We start from the raw sequence: 13,057 nt of genomic DNA on the forward strand, positions 1-13,057 counted from the left end.
CGCGTGAGCAAGAAAGCAGCTTCCCTCTCAGACCTGAAGGCTGCCCCGTCGCGCGCCGCGCCTTCCTCGAGCGTGTGGCTGGTGGATGACAGCCCCACGCAACTGGAGCGGGCCCGCGAGGTGCTCTCGAAGCACCACGTGCTCGAGACCTTCAGCGACGCCGAGCAGATGCTGGAGCGGCTTTCCCTGGGGCAGCCCCCCGATGTGCTTCTGCTGGATTGGCAGTTGCCGGGCATTTCGGGCCTGGAAACGTGCCGCTACGTGCGCGAGCACTACGACGACGTCACCCTCCCCATCCTGATGCTCTCCACCCGGGGAACCCACGATGACTTCACGGAAGGGTTGCAGGCGGGAGCCAACGACTACGTCGCCAAGCCCTTCCACGACGCGGAGCTACTCGCTCGGGTGGCCAGCCTCCTGCGTGTCCGTGCCCAGGGCGAGCGGCTGAAGGAACGCGAAGCGTACCTGGCCACGACGCTCTCCAGCATCAGCGATGCCATCGTCACCACGGACCGCGCCGGACGCGTCGTCTTCCTCAACCCCGTGGCCGAGCGCATCACCGGCTGGAGCACCTCGGAGGCCCAGCAGCGGCCCGTGGCCGAGGTCTTTCGCATCATCGACGCTGTCACGCGAGAGCCCGTCGAGAGCCCTGTCGAGCGAGCGCTCGCGCTGGGAACGGTTCAGGGACTCGCGGGGCCGACGCTGCTCATCCGCAAGGACGGGACGGAAGTCCCCATCGAGGACAGCGCCGCGCCGATTCGCACGGGGCCGAATGACCTCTCCGGCGCCGTGCTCATCTTCCGCGATGTCTCCGGACAGGTCCAGGTGCGTCAGCGCAACGAAGCCCTGGCGGAGCGGCTGCGAGCCAGTGAGGCGGAGCAAGCCACGCTGCTCGACGCGATTCCCGTCCTCGTCTCGTTCGTCGGCGCGGACGAGCGTTACGGCCGCGTCAACAAGGCGTATGAGGACTGGTTCGGGCTTTCGCAGGAATACCTCCGGGGTCAGAAGGTCCGGGACGTCATCGGGGAGGCGGCCTACGCCGTGCTGGGCCCCTTCGTGAAGCGAGGGTTGGCGGGAGAGAGCTTCTCCTTCGAGCAGCATGACGTGCCCTATCGCCTGGGAGGCACGCGGGACGTGAAGGTGTCCTTCATCGCGCACCGCGAGCAGGGGCAACCCGTGGCTGGCTACGTGGCGCTCCTCCAGGACATCACGGTGCAAAGGAAACTGGAGCAGGAGCATGCGCTGCACGCGCGAAGGCTCCAGCAGCAGGCGGAGTTCGAACAGCAGCTTATCGGCATCGTGAGCCACGACCTGCGCAACCCCCTGTCCGCCATCCTCCTGGGGACTGAACGGCTGAAGCGCCTGGAAGGACTGGAGCCAAACGCCATCCGGACCGTGGACCGAATCCACGCGTCGGCCTCCCGTGCGGTGCGGCTGGTGAATGAACTCCTCGACTTCACCCAGGCCCGTCTGGGCGGTGGCATCCGGATCGAGCGCACCCCCATGGACCTCCATGCGCTCACCCGGAGCGTCGTGGAGGAAGTGGAAGAAGCCCACCCTACCGCCCAGCTGACGGTGGTGACGAGCGGCGACGGGCAGGGCTCGTGGGACGCGGACCGGCTCTCCCAGGTGATTCAGAACCTGGTGACGAACGCCGTGAAGTACGGCCAGCCTGGATCACCGATCCAGGTGTCGCTCCACGGAGACGGCAACCAGGTGACGCTGCGTGTCCACAACGAAGGCGCCCCCATTCCCCCCGAGCGCCTTCCGGGCCTCTTCCAGCCCCTGGAGCGGGGCACCGATGCGGTGGACATCGCGAGCCGCAGCGTGGGGCTTGGCCTCTTCATCGTGAAGGCGATCGTCGACGCGCACCAGGGACACATCGAAGTGACGTCCGAGACGGGAGCGGGCACCACCTTCACGGTGACCCTGCCGCGGAGGGTGGTAGGCTAGGGGCTCCCCTTCCGCCCGTTCAGAGAGCGACTTCATGGTCTCAGCCATCTTCAACCCGGCCCGTTGGAAGGCCGTGGACGGCATCAACTTCAAGGACATCACCTTCCACCGCGCGGTGGACCAGGGCACGGTGCGCATTGCCTTCAACCGCCCCGAGGTGCGCAACGCCTTCCGTCCGCGCACGGTGGACGAGCTGGCCCGGGCGCTGGAGGCCACCCGGTTCATGACGGACGTGGGCTGTGTGCTCATCACCGGCAACGGGCCTTCGCCGAAGGATGGCGGGTGGGCGTTCTGCTCGGGGGGAGACCAGCGCATCCGCGGCAAGGATGGCTACAAGTACGAGGGCGACGAGAGCGCGGCGGACCCCGCGCGCCTGGGCCGGCTGCACATCCTCGAGGTGCAGCGGCAGATCCGCTTCCTGCCCAAGGTCGTCATCGCCGTGGTGCCCGGCTGGGCGGTGGGCGGTGGCCACAGCCTGCACGTGGTGTGCGACCTGACGCTCGCGAGCAAGGAGCACGCCGTGTTCAAGCAGACGGACCCGGACGTGGCCAGCTTCGACAGCGGCTACGGCTCGGCGCTGCTGGCGCGGCAGATTGGCCAGAAGCGGGCGCGGGAGATCTTCTTCGTCGGCAGCAACTACTCGGCGGAAGAGGCCTTCCAGATGGGCATGGTGAATGCCGTGGTGCCCCACGCGCAGCTGGAGGAGTTCGCGCTGGAGTGGGGCGCGGAGATCAACACCAAGAGCCCCACGGCCATCAAGATGCTCAAGTACGGCTTCAACCTCCCGGACGAGGGGCTCGTGGGCCAGCAGCTCTTCGCGGGCGAGGCCACGCGCCTGGCGTACGGCACCGAGGAGGCGCAGGAGGGCCGCGACGCCTTCGTGCAGAAGCGCAAGCGCGACTTCAAGCGCTTCCCCTGGACGTACTGAGCCAGGCCCCGGCGGGCCGACGCGGAGTTCAGCGCGGGCCCGCGTGGACCTTCACGACCTTGGTGTCGGCGATCATGTCGTGGAGGCAACGGCGGTTGTCCTGGAAGATGAACAGGACATCCACCAGGTTGAACAGGCCACACGCGGTGTTGATGGCGCTGGGGATGACGTTGCGCAGGAAGAGGAGCCGGCCGAGGGAAACGGGACTGCCATCGGAGCGCACCACCCGGATGTTGCGCATCCGCTTGCCGAGGCTCTGGCCGGACTGGGAAATCAGCACGAGCTGATACGCGCTCACGGCGAGGGTGCCGCCCACGGCGATCAGCAGGGCCAGGCCTATGGCCCGGTCCGCGGAGCCCCCGCCCGAAGCCAGGAGCATGACCACCATGGAGGCCAGCAAGGGGATGCCCAGGACGAAGGTGTCCACGAGGTTTGCCCAGAAGCGGTCGCTGCGCTCCGCCAGGAAGTCCAGCTTGGACACGCACAGGGCGCAGTACTCCAGCCCATCCTCGCCCACGCGCTGGCACTGCCCACACGCGTAACTGCCACAGCGCGAGCACACGGTGCGGGCCGTGCGCGTGGGGTGCTGGGCACACTGGGCACCCGAGGGCTGGACAGGGGGCTCGGTCCACGAAGGTTCCATGGGGACCGCATCCTTCCGCACCGCGCGGGGGGCCGTCCATCCCATCCGGGGCGAAGGGCCTCAGCCCAGCACGGAGACGGTGACGCGGCGGCGGTGAGGGGCCGTGCGGTGCTCCCACACGTAGAGCCCCTGCCAGGTGCCCAGCTTCGCCGCCCCGTCCTGAATGGGGATGCTCAGCGAGTTCTGCGTGAGCACCGTGCGCACGTGCGCGGGCATGTCGTCGGGCCCCTCCGCGTCGTGCTGGAACATCGGGTCCCCGTCCTTCACCAGCCGGGCGAAGAAGGCCTCCAGGTCCTTGCGCACGTCCGGGTCCGCGTTCTCGCAGAGGATGAGCGAGGCGCTGGTGTGGTGCAGGAACACCGTGCACAGCCCCTGGCGGGCCCCGCTGGCGGCCACCGCCTGCTGCACCTCGGGGGTGATGTCGTGAAACCCTCGCCCCCGGGTGGACACCGTCAGCTCTTGCGCGTGGTACACGGCGGCTCCTTCCGCTAGCGGGGCGGCAGCCTCGCCACGAGGAAGTCCGCCAGCTTCTCGAGCTCCTCGGGGTCGATGGTGTGCGGCCCATCGAAAGGTAGGAACTCCACCGCCAGCCCCGCCTGGGTCAGCATGTCGCGCAGGCGCTCGGCCGCCTGGAAGGGCAGCACCGTGTCGGACCGGCCATGGGCCTGGAAGACGGGCAGACCTTTGCGGCCCGCCGCCTTGGCTTTCCACTCGCTGGTCGCGATGAGCGTCCCGGACAGGATGCACAGGCCCGCGGGGGCCTCCTCCAGCCGGAGCGTCACGTCCGTCGTCACCATGCCGCCCTGGCTGAAGCCGCCCAGGACGATGCGGCCATAGGGCAGCTTCGCCGCGGCCGACACGGCGGACACCAACCCCATCAACGCCCGGCGGGCCGCGGGCAGCCCCTCGGGCACGGTGAGCGCGTAGGTGTCCCAGTCACGCTGCTGGCCCATGAGCACTTCCTGGGGCAGGTGGAACCAGGCGCGGCCCGAGGGCATGCCCAGCGCGGCCAGAGACAGCGGCGCGCCGGGGAAGATGAAGCGCACGTGCTGCGCCAGCGCGGGGCGCAGGTTCATCAGCTCCGGTGCCAGGGGCACCAGGTCCGTGGCGGGCGCCCCGAACCCATGGCAGAGGATGACGGCGAGCTCCGGGGGACTGCCCTCCGGCAGGGCCTCCACCACCTGGCAGTCCAGCTCGCCCAGCCGTGTCGAGATGCGTCGCAGGGCCATGGGGGCTTACGGCTTCTTGCCGGTGATGGTGACCTTCTTCACGGTCACGTCCTTGAGCGGCCGGTCGCGCGGGTCCTTCTGGACCTTGGAGATCTTCTCCACGACGGGGTAGCCGTCGATGACCTCTCCGAAGATGGTGTGCCGGTTGTTGAGCCACTGTGGGTTGGTGGTGGTGATGAAGAACTGGCTGCCGTTGGTGCCGGGGCCCGCGTTGGCCATGGCCAGCAGGCCCGGCTTGTCGAACTTGCGGCCGCTCAGGAACTCGTCCTCGAAGGTGTAGCCGGGCCGGCCCGTGCCGTTGCCCAGCGGGTCTCCGCCCTGAATCATGAAGTCCGGGATGACGCGGTGGAACTTCGTCCCGTCATACAGGGGGCGGTTCGTCTTCTGCAGGTTGGAGGGGTCCTGCCACTCCTTCTGGCCGCTGGCCAGGCCCACGAAGTTGGCGACCGTGAGGGGCGCGTCCTTCGAGAAGAGCCGCAGGGTGATTTTCCCCTCGCTCGTGTCCATGACGGCGAAGAGCTCCTTGCCCTCCAGCGCGTCCTTCTGCCAGCCGGTGGCCTGGGCGGCCTGGGCGGCCACCTTCTCGCTGTGGGCCTTGGCGGCGGCCTCCTGCGGATTGACGGCGGGCTCAGGGGGCGCGGGGGGCGGCGCGGCGGGCGCCGGAGGCGGCGGGGTGGCCGCGGGAGGAGGCTTGGCGGCGGGCGTCTCCTTGTCGCAAGCGGTGAAGGCGAGCAGCAGTCCAAAGGTCAGGAATCGGGTGCGCATGGCGGGCGCATACTACCGCTCCCTGGCCGGGATGGGAGGTTCCTCACTCCAGGGCGAGCGCCACCAGGGCCTCGGTCAGGTCCCCCGGGTGGTAGGGGGTGAGGCCAGGAATGCCCAGCATCGCCGCCTGCGCGTGGTCCAAATCGTCCAGGCGCACCACCCGGGAGCCGGGAATCTCCGCGTCCACCGTGGCCACCAGCCCATCGCTGGCCAGCCCGTAGCGCTGGCGCAGGTAGTGGGCCACGGGCCACAGCGGCGAGCGCTGCGAGTCGCGCGAGGTGGCCAGGGACACCGTGGGGAGGTCCGCCGGGTACGGGTGGCGGCGCACGAAGTCCATCCGCGCGGGGTAGCACAGGTCCTCCACGCACCGGGACACGCCGTAGAAGAGCAGCGGCAGGGCGATGTCCACCACCCGGCGCATCTCGGGCGAGGCCATCAGGTCATGCGCCACGGGCGAGCCGCCATAGGGCGCTTGCAGGGCCACCACCGCGCGCACGTGGGCGCGCAGGTGCGGGTACAGGGCCAGCGCCGAGAGGCTCTCCACGGCCCCCTTGCTGTGGCCCACCAGCACCACCGAGCGCCCGAAGAAGGCCGCGTCCTCCAGGGCCTTGCGCACCTGGGCGAGGTTCGCCTCCAGCGGGGCCTCCGTGTCCACGGAGACCGAGTGGGTCTCCAGCCCCCGGCGCTCCAGGCGCAGCTGGTTGGCCTCCAGGTAGCCGAACAGCTCGTCCCCGAGCATGCCCTTCACGAACAGGTACAGGTGGCGGCCCGCCTCGGCCGGCAGCACGCGCTCGCCCCGGCGGACCCGGGCGTACAGCTCCCGGAAGCGGGGCGTCGCCTCGGTGGTGGGCGCGGACTCGGCGTGAAACCAGCCGGGCAGTCCCGCGCAGCCCTCCCCCCACCAGTCCTGCGCGGGGGGCAACCCCCGGAGCGAGCGCACCAGCCGGGCCACCGCGCTGGCGGGCGGGACAGGGGGGGCCCGGGGCCCGGGGAAGGGCAGGGTGGAACGGGGAGGGGTCTCCATGGGCAAAGCGTACCGGCCGGGCCCCACATCCACCACGGTCCCCCCCTGGAAGGCATGGCCCTTCTGGGCGGTCCCCGTGTTAGAAAGCAGAGGGTCAGGGGAGGACTGGACGCTGACGACGGGACAAGAATGGCTGGTGGATGTGAGCGGCTGCTCGCCCGAGCAGCTCAAGAGCCTCGCCGTGCTCGCTGCCCTCTTCGAGGAGCTCATCGTCCAGATGGAACTCAAGGTGGTGGGACAGCCGCAGTGGCACGTGTTCCCGGAGCCGGGAGGAATTACGGGGTTGACCTTGCTGGCCGAGAGCCACCTGTCCATCCACACCTTCCCCGAGCATGGCTTCGCGGCGCTCAACGTCTACTGCTGCCGGATGCGGGTCAGCCCGGACTTTCCGGCGCTGCTGGCCCGGCACCTGGGTGCTCAGTCCTGCCATGTGCGTGAACTGGCGCGGGGGGTGAAGGCGTGACGCAAGGGCAATGTCCCTCGTGTGGGGCGCCCGTGGAGTTCACCGCGGGCTCGGCACAGGTGCTCATCTGCGGCTACTGCCAGACGGTGGTGGCCAAGAAGGGCTTCAACCTCGAGGCGCACGGGAAGATCGGCGCCATCGTGGACACGGACTCGCCCCTGCGGCTGGGGCTGGAGGGCCGCTATGACCGGGCGCCGTACCGGCTGGTGGGCCACCTCCAGAAGGACCACGGCGCGGGCCCCTGGGACGAGTGGTACGTGGAGTTCGACAACGGCCGCACCGCCTGGCTCAGCGAGGCCGAGGGGTTCTTCTACCTCCTGTTCGAGTCGGGTGTGGAGGAGGGGATCGCGCTGGACGAGCTGCATCCCGGGGAGCGCTTCTCCCTGCGCGGCCGCTCCTACGTGGTGGAGGAGCGGGGCCATGGGCGCGTGGTGGCCGCCGCGGGCCAGCTGCCCAGCGACGTGGATCCCACCGAGGACAGCTACTACGTGGACGCCACGGGCCCCAGGGGGGCCCTCATCACCCTGGACTTCGGCACCCGCGCGAGGGAGCCCGAGGTCTTCGTGGGCCAGCGGCTGAAGCTGGAGCAGCTGGGCATCCCCATGGACCAGGTGCGCCCCAAGGCGCGCAAGGTGTCCCTGGAGCACGCGCGGTGTCCCCAGTGCAATGGCGCCCTGGCGCTCCGGGCCCCGGACAGCACCAAGCGCGTGGCGTGCCCGTACTGCGGCGCGCTCCTGGATGCCAGCAAGGGGCGGCTGGCCTTTTTGCAGCTGCTGGAGAAGCCGGACCACCCGCCGCTGATTCCCCTGGGCGCCAAGGGCAAGCTCGACGGCGTGGAGTGGATCTGCATCGGCTTCCTCATCCGCTCGTGCACGGTGGAGGGCACGCGCTACCCGTGGGAGGAGTACCTCCTGTTCAACCGGGCGCGCGGCTTCACCTGGCTGATGCAGTCCAACGGCCACTGGGTGTACCTCAAGCCGCTGGATGCCGGGGCGGTGTCCCTGGCGCCGGGCAGCTCCGCGTACCACGAGGGCCGGCGCTACAAGTCCTTCCAGACCGTCACCGCCGTCACGGAGACGGTGCTGGGTGAGTTCTACTGGGAGGTGTCGGCCGGGGAGACGGCGCAGGCCTCCGAGTACGTGGCGCCGCCCTACTCGGTGAACGTGGACGCCACGGAATCGGAGGTGTCCTACACCTTCGGGGAGTACCTGGCGCCCGCCGTCATCCAGGAGGCCTTCCAGCTCAAGGAGCCCCTGCCCCCGCTGCAGGGCATTGCCCCCAGCCAGCCCAACCCGCACAGCTCCGCGTCCACGTGGAAGTGGTCCGCGCTCTGGATGGTGGCGCTGGTGCTGCTCTTCCTGGGGGTGAACCTCCTGGCCGCCAACGAGCTGGTGCTCGACACGACGGTGCGGCTGGAGCCGGAGGCGGTGTCCGGCCAGCCCAGCGCCATGCACTTCAGCGAGCCGTTCACCATCCCCAAGCGGGGCAACGTGCGCGCGGAGGTGTTCTCGTCGGTGAGCAACAACTGGATCGGCATCCAGGGGGACCTGGTGAACCAGGAGACGGGCGAGGTGCGCAGCTTCTACCAGGAGCTGAGCTTCTACTCGGGGCAGGACTCGGAAGGGGCCTGGTCCGAAGGCAACCGGGACAACACCGAGTACCTGTCCGCGGTCACGCCGGGGACCTACGTGCTGCGCACCACGGCGGCCTTCCCCTCGGCGCTCCTGCCCCAGCAGCGCGCTTACAAGGTGAAGCTCACGAGCGATGTGCCGCGCGGCACCTGGTTCTGTTTCGCGCTGGTGCTGCTGCTGCTGGGGCCGGTGTTCGCGTACCTGCGCTCGTCGAGCTTCGAGTCCGCCCGCTGGGCGGACAGCAACTAGGGTGGATGCAATGCGGAGGGGCTCAAGGCGATGAAATACTTCGGTGGGTTGGTGCTGCTGCTGTACGGGGCCATGGCCTTCTCGGGCTGGGAGCCCTTCACCAACGAAGAGCGCGGCAAGGTGTCCGGAGACGTGCGGCGGGGCCCGGGTGGCGTGCTGCTGTGGACCGGCGGATTCCAGGGAGGGAAGTGATGTTGCTATTGGGTGCGGTGGTGAGCGTGCAGGGGCTGCTGGCGAGCGTCATCTACTCGCTCATCGGGCTGGCGGTGTTCGTGGCGGGCTTCTACGTCATCAAGCTCATCCTCCCGTTCGACGTGAACAAGGAGATCGAAGCGGACCAGAACACGGCGCTGGGCATCGTCATCGGCTCCTTCATCATCGGGCTGGCCATCATCGTGGCCTCGGCCATCTCGGGGTGAGCGGTGCCCCCCATGCCGTGCCGCGAAGTGACGTGAAGACGTGAACAAGACGCTGCTGTTCGTCACCGTGCTGGTCATCGCCACGTGTGGGCTCATCTACGAGCTCATCGTGGGGGCGCTGGCCAGCTATCTGCTGGGTGACTCCATCACCCAGTTCTCCACCGTCATCGGCGGCTACCTGTTCGCCATGGGCATCGGCAGCTACCTGTCGCGCTTCATCGACAAGGGGCTGGCGCAGCGCTTCGTGGAGATTGAGCTGGGCGTGGCGCTGGTGGGCGGGCTGTGTGCCCCGCTGTTGTTCCTCACCTTCACGCTGACGGATGTGTTCCACGTCGCGCTGTATGGCAGCGTGCTGGTGATTGGCACGCTGGTGGGGCTGGAGATTCCCCTGCTGCTGCGCATCCTCAAGGACCAGGTGCAGTTCAAGGACCTGGTCAGCCAGGTGCTGACGTTCGACTACCTGGGCGCGCTGGCGGCGAGCGTCTCCTTCCCGCTGCTGTTCGTGCCCAAGCTGGGGCTGGTGCGCACCTCGCTGCTCTTCGGGCTGCTCAACGCGCTGGTGGGGCTGTGGAGCACGTGGCTCCTGGCGCCAGTGCTCGGCAACCCCACGCGGCTACGGGTGAAGGCGGTGGGGCTGTCGCTGTTCCTGGTGGTGGGGCTGGCGCTGGGCGACCGGCTGACCACCTTCTACGAGGACCAGCTCTACGCGGACGAGGTGGTGCACGCCTCCAACTCCCCGTACCAGCGCATCATCCTCACCCGGGGCAAGCGGGGCTTCTCGCTGTTTCTCAACGGCAACCTGCAGTTCGCGAGCATCGACGAGTACCGCTACCACGAGTCCCTGGTGCACCCGGCCCTGGTGCGCGCGGGCTCGGTGGAGCGGGTGCTCATCCTGGGAGGCGGGGACGGGCTGGCGGCGCGCGAGGCGCTGCGCTACCCGGAGGTGAAGTCCGTCACGCTGGTGGACCTGGACCCGGCCATCACCGGGCTGGCCACGGGCTACGCAGAGCTGGCGGCGCTCAATGGCCACGCGCTCTCGCATCCGAAGGTACGGGTCATCAACACGGACGCGATGAAGTTCCTGGCGGAAGGCGAGGGGCTCTTCGATGCCGTCATCGTGGACTTCCCGGATCCGAACAACTTCTCGCTGGGCAAGCTGTACACCACGGGCTTCTACAAGCTCCTGAAGCGCCGGCTGGCGCCGGAAGGCGTGGCCGTCATCCAGAGCACGAGCCCCCTGTTCGCGCGCCGCTCGTTCTGGTGCGTGAACGAGACGCTGAAGGCCGCGGGCTTCTGGACGGAGCCGTACCACGCGCTGGTGCCCTCCTTTGGCGAGTGGGGGTACGTGCTGGTCTCCCATGGGCCGGTGCCGCGCCGCCGCGCGCTGCCCCAGGGGCTGTCCTTCCTCAATGACGCCACGCTGGTCTCGCTCACCCAGTTCTCCCCCGACATGGGCCCGCTGCCCGCGGAGGTGAACCGGCTGAACAACCAGGTGCTGGTGCACTACTACGAGGAGGAGTGGAGCCGGTGGAACTGACGCGGCGGGAGCTGATTGCCGCATTCCTGGGCTCGGCGGTGGCGGCGGGCGCGTGCCAGCGCTCGCGCCCCCGGGCCCCCGTGCCCGGCGCGCTGGTGGACCGGGCGATGGAGACGGGCCACCGCCTGCGCGGCGGGCCGTTGCCGCGCGCGGAAGGGGCGGAGCCTGTCGAGGTCCTCATCGTCGGCGCGGGGATCGCGGGCCTGTCCGCGGCCTGGCGGCTCGCGGCGGCGGGCGTGAAGGACGTGCGGGTGGTGGAGCTGGAGGACGAGGCCGGGGGCACCTCCCGCTCGGGGAAGAACGCGGTATCCGCCTTCCCGTGGGGCGCCCATTACCTGCCCGCGCCGCTGACGGAGCAGGGGGCGGTGCTGCGGCTCCTGCGGGAGCTGGGCGTCGTGTCCGGGATGGACGCGGAGGGCTACCCGGTGTTCCCGGAGGAGCTGCTCATCCGCGAGCCGGACGAGCGGCTCTTCTACAAGGGCGCCTGGTACGAGGGGCTGTACCTGCGCGCGGGCGCGAGCGGGGCGGACCTGGCGGAGCTGGCCCGCTTCGAGGCCCGGATGAACACGTTCGCCGCGGCGCGGGACGCGAAGGGGCGCAAGGCGTTCGCCGTGCCCACGGCGCTCAGCAGCGATGATGCGGAGTGGACGGCGCTCGACGCGGTGACCATGGCCCAGTGGCTGGAGGCCGAGGGCTTCCGCTCGCCCCGGCTGAAGTGGCTGGTGGACTACGCGTGCCGGGACGACTACGGCACCACGGCGGAGGGCGTGTCCGCCTGGGCGGGCATCTGGTACTTCGCCGCGCGCCAGGACGGGCAGGGGGAGCGCAGCGAGGGCTTCCTGAGCTGGCCCGAGGGCAATGGCCGGCTGGTGCGGCACCTGCTGGGGGCGGTGGCGCCGCGGCAGGTGGAGCGCCAGGTGCTGGTGCACACCGTGGAGCCGGGCGTGGACGGGTGCCGGGTGGAGGCGCTGGAGGCGGGGACGGGCAAGCCCCGGGCGTTCCAGGCGCGCCAGGTGGTGTTCGCCGGGCCGCGCTTCGTGGCGGCGCACGTGGTGGCGCCGTGGCGCCAGCGGCGCCCGGAGTGGATGGGAGCCTTCGCCTACGGGCCGTGGGTGGTGGCCAACCTCACGCTGTCGAGCCCGCCCCAGTCGCACGGCTTTCCGCTGGCCTGGGACAACGTCTTCTACGAGAGCCGCAGCCTGGGCTACGTGGCGGCCACGCACCAGATGCTGCGCCAGGACGACTCGGGGCCCACGGTGCTCACCTGGTACCTGCCGCTGGCGGGGTTGGACGTGAAGGCCGAGCGGGAGCGGGTGCTGGCGGCGGGCTACTCGGACTGGGAGGGGCTGGTGATGGCGGACATGCTCCCGGCACACCCGGGCATTGCCGCCCAGGCGCAGCGCCTGGAGGTGATGCGCTGGGGCCACGCGATGATCCGGCCCACCCCCGGCTTCATGTGGGGGCCGGCGCGCTTCGCGGCGCAGGAGAGCCTGGGCCGGACGCTCCACTTCGCGCACACGGACTTGGGGGGCATGGCCCTGTTCGAGGAGGCGAACTGGTTCGGGGTGAAGGCGGCGGAGCGCGTGCTCGCGGAGCTGGGCCGCCCGCAGGCCAGTTGGCTGTAGCCCTTACCCGCTCGCGGCCACGTGCCGCAGCTCGGCGTACAGCCGCGCCAGGTCCTCCAGCCGGTAGTGGGCGTTGAGCCCGCTCGGGTTGGGGAGCACCCAGAGCCGGGCCTCTCCCAGGGGCTCGGGCTGGAGCCCCAGGACGGCCTCGGGGCGGTTGAACGCGGCCCGGTAGGCGCTCACGCCCAGCACGGCGATGAAGCGGGGCCGGTAGCGCCGCACCTTGTCCACGAGCTGGCGGCCGCCCTGCACCAGCTCCCCTGCGGACAACTCGGCGGCGGTGGCCGTCGCACGGTCCACCACGTTGGTGATGCCGTAGCCGAGCCCCACCAATTCGAGTTGCTCGGCGGGCTTCAACCGGCGAGGGGTGAAGCCCGCCGCATGGAGGGTGGGCCAGAAGCGGTTGCCCGGACGGGCGAAGTGGTGGCCCACCACCACGGAGTACAGGCTGGGGTTGATGCCGCAGAAGAGGACGCGCAGCCCTGGGGCGATGACATCCGGCATCGTCCGCCCCACGGCCGCGTTGAGTTCCGCCCTCGTGGGTCTTCGAGGAGGCTCCATGGACAGACAACCTAATGGGTTGCCAGGGGG

14 protein-coding genes are annotated in these 13,057 nt (G+C 69.9%); 8 read left to right on the plus strand and 6 right to left on the minus strand.

What is annotated here, in order from left to right; genetic code table 11:
• Nucleotides 1–3 precede the first annotated feature (3 nt).
• Both KY661_RS19985 and KY661_RS19990 read left to right on the plus strand, forming a co-directional pair.
• A complete protein-coding gene (locus tag KY661_RS19985) occupies nucleotides 4–1,953 on the plus strand; it encodes a hybrid sensor histidine kinase/response regulator (protein WP_225411724.1) in 1,950 nt (649 codons plus the stop codon).
• Nucleotides 1,954–1,987: 34 nt separating this feature from the next.
• Nucleotides 1,988–2,881: a 1,4-dihydroxy-2-naphthoyl-CoA synthase gene (locus KY661_RS19990; protein ID WP_075007865.1), complete on the plus strand. Its 894-nt coding sequence runs from the start codon at nucleotides 1,988–1,990 to the stop codon at nucleotides 2,879–2,881.
• A 28-nt stretch (nucleotides 2,882–2,909) separates the two neighbouring features.
• Here KY661_RS19990 and KY661_RS19995 read toward each other — a convergent pair whose 3' ends face one another.
• Genes KY661_RS19995 through KY661_RS20015 form a run of 5 tightly spaced genes read right to left on the minus strand, consistent with a single transcriptional unit; the run spans nucleotide 2,910 to nucleotide 6,542 of the window.
• A complete protein-coding gene (locus KY661_RS19995) occupies nucleotides 2,910–3,524 on the minus strand; it encodes an RDD family protein (protein WP_225411725.1) in 615 nt (204 codons plus the stop codon).
• Between the two features lie 60 nt (nucleotides 3,525–3,584).
• On the minus strand, nucleotides 3,585–3,998 hold the full coding sequence (locus KY661_RS20000; RefSeq protein ID WP_093519764.1) for a secondary thiamine-phosphate synthase enzyme YjbQ: 414 nt from the start codon (nucleotides 3,996–3,998) through the stop codon (nucleotides 3,585–3,587).
• Nucleotides 3,999–4,012: 14 nt separating this feature from the next.
• Complete coding sequence (locus KY661_RS20005; RefSeq protein WP_225411726.1) at nucleotides 4,013–4,753, minus strand: alpha/beta hydrolase; 741 nt, start codon at nucleotides 4,751–4,753, stop codon at nucleotides 4,013–4,015.
• Between the two features lie 6 nt (nucleotides 4,754–4,759).
• Entirely contained in the window at nucleotides 4,760–5,518 is a 759-nt protein-coding gene (locus KY661_RS20010; protein WP_225411727.1) for a peptidylprolyl isomerase, read from the minus strand.
• A gap of 43 nt (nucleotides 5,519–5,561) precedes the next feature.
• Nucleotides 5,562–6,542, minus strand: coding sequence for a GPI inositol-deacylase (locus KY661_RS20015; RefSeq protein WP_225411728.1), 981 nt, complete (start codon nucleotides 6,540–6,542; stop codon nucleotides 5,562–5,564).
• A 76-nt stretch (nucleotides 6,543–6,618) separates the two neighbouring features.
• On the opposite strand from KY661_RS20015, the gene speD reads away from it, so the two are divergent.
• From speD to KY661_RS20045, 6 genes are read left to right on the plus strand one after another with little or no spacing between them, the layout of a single operon-like run.
• Nucleotides 6,619–7,005: an adenosylmethionine decarboxylase gene (gene speD, locus KY661_RS20020; RefSeq protein WP_225411729.1), complete on the plus strand. Its 387-nt coding sequence runs from the start codon at nucleotides 6,619–6,621 to the stop codon at nucleotides 7,003–7,005.
• A complete protein-coding gene (locus KY661_RS20025; protein ID WP_225411730.1) occupies nucleotides 7,002–8,885 on the plus strand; it encodes a DUF4178 domain-containing protein in 1,884 nt (627 codons plus the stop codon). Before speD ends, KY661_RS20025 begins: the two co-directional genes overlap by 4 nt.
• A gap of 30 nt (nucleotides 8,886–8,915) precedes the next feature.
• Nucleotides 8,916–9,077, plus strand: a complete 162-nt coding sequence (locus KY661_RS20030; RefSeq protein WP_177233600.1) for a hypothetical protein — start codon at nucleotides 8,916–8,918, stop codon at nucleotides 9,075–9,077.
• Nucleotides 9,077–9,304: a DUF350 domain-containing protein gene (locus KY661_RS20035; protein WP_093519773.1), complete on the plus strand. Its 228-nt coding sequence runs from the start codon at nucleotides 9,077–9,079 to the stop codon at nucleotides 9,302–9,304. The genes KY661_RS20030 and KY661_RS20035 overlap by 1 nt, the downstream gene beginning before the upstream one ends.
• 40 nt (nucleotides 9,305–9,344) lie before the next feature.
• Nucleotides 9,345–10,841, plus strand: a complete 1,497-nt coding sequence (locus KY661_RS20040) for a polyamine aminopropyltransferase (RefSeq protein ID WP_225411731.1) — start codon at nucleotides 9,345–9,347, stop codon at nucleotides 10,839–10,841.
• On the plus strand, nucleotides 10,832–12,466 hold the full coding sequence (locus tag KY661_RS20045) for a flavin monoamine oxidase family protein (RefSeq protein ID WP_225411732.1): 1,635 nt from the start codon (nucleotides 10,832–10,834) through the stop codon (nucleotides 12,464–12,466). The genes KY661_RS20040 and KY661_RS20045 overlap by 10 nt, the downstream gene beginning before the upstream one ends.
• Nucleotides 12,467–12,469: 3 nt before the next feature.
• Here the strand turns inward: KY661_RS20045 and mug are convergent, their stop codons facing one another.
• Nucleotides 12,470–13,027, minus strand: coding sequence for a G/U mismatch-specific DNA glycosylase (gene mug / locus KY661_RS20050; protein ID WP_450097575.1), 558 nt, complete (start codon nucleotides 13,025–13,027; stop codon nucleotides 12,470–12,472).
• Nucleotides 13,028–13,057: the final 30 nt, after the last annotated feature.

It is taken from the genome of Allostigmatella hybrida (assembly GCF_020103775.1).
GTDB classification, from domain to species: Bacteria; Myxococcota; Myxococcia; order Myxococcales; family Myxococcaceae; genus Hyalangium; species Hyalangium aurantiaca.